Here is a 6,920-nt window from a genome sequence, read left to right on the forward strand (position 1 = left end):
GGTCAGCCTGCGGAGCTCCACAGCTGCGCCGCCCGGGCTCCGGCCTGCCGCAGCCAGTGCACGGGATCGGCGAGCGCGGCCTCGGTCGACCCCGCCAAGTCAGCCAGCCCGATCGCCGGCACGGACTCGATCCGGTGGGCGACCTGGCCGGCGATGATCGCCGCGTCGACCCCGTACGCCGCCGCCCGCTCCAGGACGTAGCCGACCACCTTGCCACCCAGTGACGTCTGATCGAACCGGCCTTCGCCGCTGATCACCAGGTCCGCCTCGGTCAGTGCTGCCGGGAGTCCGGCGAGCTCGGCCAGATACGGCGCCCCGGGCGTGATCACCGCGCCCAATCCGGTGACCAGGCCGTGGCCGAGGCCTCCCGCGGCACCCATGCCGGGGTCGTCGGTCGAGCCGCCGAGCAACCCCGCGAAGCGGGCCAGGTTGGCGTCCAGGATGCCGATCTGACCCGGATCGGCGCCCTTCTGCGGACCGAACACGGCCGCTGCGCCCGTCGGCCCCAGCAACGGCGCGTCCACGTCGCTGAGCATGATCAACTTTTCCGGCCGGCGCGCGGTGCCGGCGATAGTGGCCAGCCGGGCCAGCCCGCCGCCGCCCGGCGGGACCGGGCGACCATGATCATCGAGCAGTTCCAGGCCGAGCGCGGCCAGCGCTCCCGAGCCGCCGTCGGTGGTCGCCGAGCCGCCGGCGCCGACGATCACCGTGCGACAACCCGCGTCCAGCGCGGCGGAGATCAACTGGCCCAGTCCGTAGGTGGTGGCGCCGAGCGGATCCAGACTCTCCATCAGCGGCAGCCCACAGACCGAGGCAATTTCGATCACCGCGGTTCCGGCACCCAATTCCAGCCAGGAGGCCGACACAGCCCGGCCGTCCGGGCCGTGCAGCTCGTCGACCCGGTGTCGCACCCCGTCCGGGCGGGCGGCGGCGACGGCGTCGACGGTGCCTTCGCCACCGTCGGCCAAGGGAATCGCCAGCAGTCGGTCATGATCACGAACTTGCCGCCAGCCCTCGGCGATCAAGTCGGCGGCGTCGGTCGCGGTCACCGTGCCCTTGAAGGAATCCGGTGCGATGGCGACGGTCAACGGCCGGTGGCGCTGGTCTGCAGTCACAGTGTCGGATGTCCCTCGTACGGTCGGTTCGGGCATGGCATATCCTTTCGCGGCCGGATCCCTCAACAGGCTCAGGGGCGGTTACCCGGCTATTCCACCGAGCCAGCACGACCGAATCAGCACGACCGAACCAGCACTAGGGGCGAGATGGCGTTCATCGGCGATCAGGACCGAGTCGATCTCAATGATCAGGAAGCTACCGGTGATCACGAATCTACCGGTGCGGGGCTGGGGGCGTCGCAGGAGCCGTCCGATCCCGACGAACAACCTCTCGGCTCGCCGTGGGACGACCTGCGTGCCTACATCAGCCTGCCCCGGCTCGGATCGCTGGTGCTGTCGCCGACCGGCACGTTGTTGGTGTCGGTCAGCGAGTTGAACCATGATCAGACCGCCTATCGGTCGAGCTGGTGGTCGGTCGACCCGACCGGTTCCGCCCCGGCCCGGCGATTCACGCGATCGGCGGAGGGCGAATCGGTCGCGGCCTTCCTGCCCGACGGCAGCCTGGTCTTCGGATCGCGCCGGCCGGCGCCGCCGGCCGCCAAGGCGTACGGGCCCAAGCCGGAGACCAAGCCCGACGACAGCGATGGCGTGCTCTGGCTGCTGCCGGCCGGCGGGGGAGAGGCGTATCCGATCGCGCGCCGGGCAAGCGGCTGGCGGAGCATCGCGGTGGCCCGCACGAGCCCGCGCGCGGTCTTCAGCGCCGCGGCTCTGATCGGCACCGAGTCGGAGAAGCAGGACCAGGATCTGCGCAAGCTCCGCAAGGCCAAGAAGGTCTCCGCGATCCTGCACGAGGGCTACCCGGTGCGATTCTTCGATCATGATCTCGGCGAGCGGACCCGGCTCTACGCCGGCGAGCTGACCGGTGAAGTCGATCATGGTGACCTGGACGTCGACCTTGATCAACTGACCAAGCTGCTGCCCGACACCGGACGGGACGGCGTCGAATTCGAGGCGATCGCCGACGACGGCAGCTTCGTGATCATCAACCGCCGGGTGCGCAAGCCGCGGGGCAAGTCGGCGGGCACCCTGGTCGAGCTCGATCTGACCGATCCGGACGCCGAGCCGGTAGTCCGCGCCGAGGAGGACGACGCCCAGTTCGGCGGTGCGGTGATCAGCCGCGATGGTTCGCTGATCGCGACCGTACGGCGTACGGAGCCGACCGCGACCGAACCGCCGACGGTCAAGCTGTGGCTGATCGACCGGGCCTCCGGCGAGGGCCGGGTGCTGGCCGGGGACTGGGATCGCTGGCCGCACCCGGTCGCCTTCAGTGCCGACTCGTCAGTGCTCTACGTAGTCGCCGACGAGGACGGCAACTCTCCGATCTTCGCCGTCGACCTGGCGACCCAGACGCCGCGCCGGCTGACTGCGGACGGATCGTACGGGTCGGTGCTGCTGTCACCGGACGGCAACACGCTGTACGCGACCCGTACCTCCTACACCGACCCGGGCAGCGTCGTGGCGATCTCGGTCGCCGACGGCTCGCTGACCGAGCTCAACGCACCGGTCAGCTACCCGGAACTGCCCGGCACCCTGGTCGACGTCGAGACCGAGGCTGCAGACGGCGTACGGATCCGTGGCTATCTCGCGCTGCCCGAGGGTGCGTCGGCGACCAACAAGGCACCGCTGGCGCTGTGGATCCACGGCGGGCCGCTGGGCTCCTGGAATGCCTGGTCCTGGCGCTGGTCGCCGTGGTTGCTGGTCTCCCAGGGCTATGCGGTGCTGTTGCCCGACCCGGCACTGTCGACCGGCTACGGCCAGGAATTCATCAAGCGTGGCTGGGGACGCTGGGGTGCCGAGCCCTTCACCGACCTGATGGCGATCACCGATGCGGTGGTGGAGCGTGACGACATCGACGAGACCGACACGGTGGCGATGGGCGGCTCGTTCGGTGGGTATATGGCGAACTGGGTCGCGGGTCATACCGACCGCTTCACGGCGATTGTGACGCATGCCAGCCTGTGGAATCTGGGTGCGTTCCGGTATTCAACCGACAACGGCATCTATTGGTTGACCGAGTTGAATGACGAGATGATCGCCCAGCACTCGCCCCATCTGTCGGTCGACAAGATCGTCACGCCGATGCTGGTGATCCACGGGGACAAGGACTATCGCGTGCCGCTGAGCGAGGGGCTCGCTCTATGGACCGAGTTGGTCGCCCGGCACGAAGGCGACCCAGAGGAGCTGAAGCACAAGTTCCTGTACTTCCCGGACGAGAATCACTGGGTGCTGAAACCGCAGCATGCGATCGTCTGGTACGAGACCGTACGGAACTTCTTGGAATCGGCCCGCAGCGGCGGGAATTTTGATCGGCCGCGGGTGTTGTAAGGCAAGTCTCGCGCAGGTCTTGACTTGGTGTGATATGCATTGCGCTCGGACTTTGCGCGTGGCGGTGTCCGATGCAGACTCCGGTACCTGGCCGCCGGAGGAGTTGAAGAGGGATACGAACTCGGGTGTCAGGCCCGGGAGGGGAAGAGATGGCGACCGATTACGACGCCCCACGTAAGACCGATGAAGATGTCAGCGAAGACAGCATCGAAGAACTGAAGAACCGACGTAACGACAAGAACTCCGGGAAGGTAGACGAGGACGAGGCCGAAGCGGCCGAGGCCTTTGAGCTCCCCGGCGCCGATCTGTCGCACGAGGAGCTCACTGTCCGGGTGCTACCGCGCCAGGCCGACGAGTTCACCTGTGCGAGCTGTTTCCTGGTCCGGCATCGCAGCCAGCTGGCCGAGACCCGGAACGGTCAGATGTACTGCGTCGACTGCGCCGGCTGATACGACCGCCTCATCGAGGCGTCAGGCGGGGCCCGTACCCAGTAAGGGTGCGGGCCTTCGTGTTGTCCGCTCCTCGGCCGGCCCGTGGCCTGCTGCGCCGCGACCCCGGATCTGATGCTCAGTGGTCGGGCTCAGTGGTCGGTCAGCGTGCACAGGAAGAGGCGGACATACCGGCGAACTCGATGTCGCTGATCGCGTTGGCCAACAGCGGTAACAGCACTCCAGCTTCTCCAGCCGTCCGAGGACGGGAGGAGCTAGATCTTCAGCTTGATCTGGGGGATCCCGGGCGCCTGGGTCCCCATGTCCTTGGCCCACCGCTTGGCGGCGAACCGGGTCACCACGAACTGCGTCAGCCCGACGCCCACCCCGCTGGCGATCGCCCAGCTGGCGGCCTCGGCGAGCGGGATGTCGGGATCGGTCGGCAGCGGCGGCTTCTTGCCGGTCGCCGCCTTCCAGGCCAGCTTGATGCCTTGTTGGGCGGCGATCGTCGTAGCCGCCCCGAAAACACCTATGTAGATCTTCCACACCAGCTTCGACGTCGGTCGCATGGGTCGACTCTACCGTCGTGTCCGGCCGACTTCTGTGGATCGGTCGGCTGCGCGTACCGTTGCACCGTGTCAGCAAGTCCCGATCAGCCTCCCGAACACAGTGCTCGCCCCTTGTACAGGGAGCGGCTGTGGGTGCCGGTCGGCTGGTGGGTTCTCACCGGGCTGTTCGCGTTGTCGCTGCTGATCGCGGTGCTGTTCTATCTCGGGCCGGCCTGGGGCCTCGGGTCCGGGGTGCTGGTGATGGTCGTGATGGGCGGGGCCTTCCTGCGCTACGGCCGTGAAGAGGTACGGGTTGAGCGCGACCGGCTGTGGGTCGGCGGCGCGAACATCGAGTGGCCGTACATCGCCCAGGTGCGGGTGCTGGACGAGCACGCGACCCGCCGGCGCCGTGGGCCGGATTCGGATGCCCGCGCCTACCTGGTGCTGCGGCCATATCTCAACCGGGCGGTCGAGGTGACCATCGCCGACCGGACCGATCCGACGCCGTACTGGCTGATCAGTTCGCGTCGGCCGCAGCGGCTGGCAGAAGCGATCGCATCGCGGTTCGGCGCCGACGAGACGAACGCGAGTGCCGATGCAGGTGCGGATGCGGTCGTACGCCCCCAAGTGTCCCCACCCCGAGATACCGTTGAATCGTGACTGAGACAACCTCCGGCGAGGAGCGAGGACCCGGTTCCGGGATCGGCTCCCAGAGCGCGGAAGGGGTTGACGTGGTCGAGGTGCAGTTGCTGCTCCTCGACCCGGGGTTACCTGCGCCCAGCTACGCGCGGCCGGGTGACGCGGGCGCCGATCTGCACCTGGTCAGCGACACCATCTTGGAGCCGGGGGAGCGACGCCTGGTCGGCACCGGAGTGGCGATCGCATTGCCCGCCGGCTATGTCGGTCTGGTGCACCCGCGGTCCGGCATGGCTGCCACCCACGGTCTCAGCATCGTCAACGCTCCGGGCACCGTTGACGCCGGCTATCGGGGCGAGATCAAGGTGTGTCTGATCAACACCGATCCGTCTACGCCCATCAAACTGTCCCGCGGGGATCGCATCGCTCAGCTGGTCATTCAGCGGGTAAGTCGAGCGGAGTTCGTAACGGTGTCACAATTGCCCGGGTCCATCCGCGGATCGGACGGCTACGGGTCGACCGGCGGGATGCCGGCCGCGGCCGGTGCGGCCTCGCACCAGCCGGACAGCACACAGGAGAAGAATCGATGATCTTTCGCTCGCGACGGCGGCGAAATGACTCCGAGGTGACCGAGGACCCGGCTCTCGACGAGACCGCCGCGGCTGCCGAGGACGCTGAGGTCGACGACTCGTCGGCGTCGGACTCGGTCGACTCGGTCGACTCGGTCGACAAGGAGAATGCGACCCCGACCCTGGCCGAGTTGGACGCCCAGGAGTGGCGCGACCTCGGTCCGTACGACGTCGCCGACGTGGACACCGACAGCCTGGAGGACGAGCTCGAGGCCGGCCGCCGGATCGATCTGGGCAGCCTTGTGCTTGCCGCCGGTGATGGCGCCGAATTGCGGCTGCAGGTCGACGAGGCCAGTCAGCAGGTGGTCTCGGCGATGTTGATGCGTGGCGACTCCGCACTGGAGGTCGGTGCCTTCGCCGCACCGCGCAGCGGCGGCCTGTGGGCCGAGATCCGGGACGAGTTGGTCCAGGCCGCCCACGAGGCGGGCGGCTCGGCCGATCTGGTCGCCGGTCCGTTTGGAGTCGAGCTGCGGCGTTTGCTGCCGGTCCGCTCGCCGGACGGGCAGGAGGGCTACCAGCCGTCACGGATGTGGGTCGCGGAGGGCCCGCGCTGGATGCTGCGCGGGATCGTCTACGGCCAGGCCGCGCTCGAGGACGGTCTCGACGGCGCGGTCGCCGGTTTCCTGGAAGCCTTCCGGATGATCGTCGTCCGCCGCGGCGACGAAGCCATGGCACCGGGAGATCTGCTCCCGCTGTCTCTTCCCGAGAATGCCACTCCGGCCGACGTGCCGGATGAATCAGGAGAGGCCTGATGAGTACGGATCCGCAGGTCGGCCCACGCGCCGACGCGGAACAACGCCGTGGACTGGTGCGCCGAGCCCTGCGGCGGCTGGCGTCGTCCAATGCCGAGTTGCAGGACGAGGACCGCCAGCGGGTGGTGCGCGAAGCGGGCGCGATGCCGATCAGCACCTGCGGCGATCGCCAGCTGGTCGACCTGTGTGGCGACGTCGCCACCGTGACCATCAATCCGCACGGCGGCAAGCCGGCGCTGGAGGTGGAACTGCGCGACGGGTCGGGGTCGGTGACGCTGGTCTGGCTGGGGCGGCGCAAGATCCCCGGTATCGAGCCCGGACGCAACATCCGGGTGGCGGGTCGGCTGAGCTGTTCGGCCAACGGCCATCGGGTGCTGTTCAACCCGCGTTACGAGTTGCTCTGAGGTGTGCGCGGCCAGCTAGTGTCGCGCGTCTGAAGTTCGTTGACGGGTGGCGTGAGGCAGGATTTCGTCGGCGGGTTTGGTCC

Annotated in this window: 8 protein-coding genes; 6 read left to right on the forward strand and 2 right to left on the reverse strand. The window is 68.3% G+C overall.

Annotated features, from left to right (window positions below):
- Nucleotides 1-2: 2 nt before the first annotated feature.
- Nucleotides 3-1,151: a glycerate kinase family protein gene (locus tag IEY07_RS03655; RefSeq protein ID WP_188893766.1), complete on the reverse strand. Its 1,149-nt coding sequence runs from the start codon at nucleotides 1,149-1,151 to the stop codon at nucleotides 3-5.
- Between the two features lie 111 nt (nucleotides 1,152-1,262).
- Between IEY07_RS03655 and IEY07_RS03660 the strand changes: the two genes are divergently transcribed.
- The gene (locus tag IEY07_RS03660; RefSeq protein ID WP_188893767.1) at nucleotides 1,263-3,440 is read left to right on the forward strand and encodes a S9 family peptidase; all 2,178 of its coding nucleotides are present in this window, start codon (nucleotides 1,263-1,265) and stop codon (nucleotides 3,438-3,440) included.
- 149 nt (nucleotides 3,441-3,589) lie between these two features.
- Nucleotides 3,590-3,889 (forward strand): DUF4193 domain-containing protein, encoded by a 300-nt coding sequence (locus IEY07_RS03665; RefSeq protein ID WP_188893768.1) that lies wholly within the window; start codon nucleotides 3,590-3,592, stop codon nucleotides 3,887-3,889.
- A 254-nt stretch (nucleotides 3,890-4,143) separates the two neighbouring features.
- Here IEY07_RS03665 and IEY07_RS03670 read toward each other — a convergent pair whose 3' ends face one another.
- Nucleotides 4,144-4,437 (reverse strand): DUF4235 domain-containing protein, encoded by a 294-nt coding sequence (locus tag IEY07_RS03670; protein ID WP_188893769.1) that lies wholly within the window; start codon nucleotides 4,435-4,437, stop codon nucleotides 4,144-4,146.
- Nucleotides 4,438-4,503: 66 nt separating this feature from the next.
- On the opposite strand from IEY07_RS03670, the gene IEY07_RS03675 reads away from it, so the two are divergent.
- The 4 genes from IEY07_RS03675 (at nucleotide 4,504) to IEY07_RS03690 (ending at nucleotide 6,837) form a co-directional block, all read left to right on the forward strand.
- Nucleotides 4,504-5,076, forward strand: coding sequence for a DUF3093 domain-containing protein (locus IEY07_RS03675; RefSeq protein WP_188893770.1), 573 nt, complete (start codon nucleotides 4,504-4,506; stop codon nucleotides 5,074-5,076).
- A gap of 71 nt (nucleotides 5,077-5,147) precedes the next feature.
- Complete coding sequence (dut, locus tag IEY07_RS03680) at nucleotides 5,148-5,642, forward strand: dUTP diphosphatase (protein WP_229669681.1); 495 nt, start codon at nucleotides 5,148-5,150, stop codon at nucleotides 5,640-5,642.
- Nucleotides 5,639-6,433, forward strand: a complete 795-nt coding sequence (locus IEY07_RS03685; protein WP_229669660.1) for a DUF3710 domain-containing protein — start codon at nucleotides 5,639-5,641, stop codon at nucleotides 6,431-6,433. Before dut ends, IEY07_RS03685 begins: the two co-directional genes overlap by 4 nt.
- On the forward strand, nucleotides 6,433-6,837 hold the full coding sequence (locus IEY07_RS03690; RefSeq protein ID WP_188893772.1) for an OB-fold nucleic acid binding domain-containing protein: 405 nt from the start codon (nucleotides 6,433-6,435) through the stop codon (nucleotides 6,835-6,837). Before IEY07_RS03685 ends, IEY07_RS03690 begins: the two co-directional genes overlap by 1 nt.
- Nucleotides 6,838-6,920 lie beyond the last annotated feature (83 nt).

Source organism: Microlunatus endophyticus (assembly GCF_014646195.1).
Lineage (GTDB): Bacteria > Actinomycetota > Actinomycetes > Propionibacteriales > Propionibacteriaceae > Microlunatus > Microlunatus endophyticus.

Bases quoted from the DNA above. Each gene is read 5' to 3' on its own strand.
- IEY07_RS03655 (WP_188893766.1), bottom strand. From the start codon at position 1,151: ATGCCCGAACCGACCGTACGAGGGACATCCGACACTGTGACTGCAGAC.
- IEY07_RS03660 (WP_188893767.1), top strand. From the start codon at position 1,263: ATGGCGTTCATCGGCGATCAGGACCGAGTCGATCTCAATGATCAGGAA.
- IEY07_RS03665 (WP_188893768.1), top strand. From the start codon at position 3,590: ATGGCGACCGATTACGACGCCCCACGTAAGACCGATGAAGATGTCAGC.
- IEY07_RS03670 (WP_188893769.1), bottom strand. From the start codon at position 4,437: ATGCGACCGACGTCGAAGCTGGTGTGGAAGATCTACATAGGTGTTTTC.
- IEY07_RS03685 (WP_229669660.1), top strand. From the start codon at position 5,639: ATGATCTTTCGCTCGCGACGGCGGCGAAATGACTCCGAGGTGACCGAG.
- IEY07_RS03690 (WP_188893772.1), top strand. From the start codon at position 6,433: ATGAGTACGGATCCGCAGGTCGGCCCACGCGCCGACGCGGAACAACGC.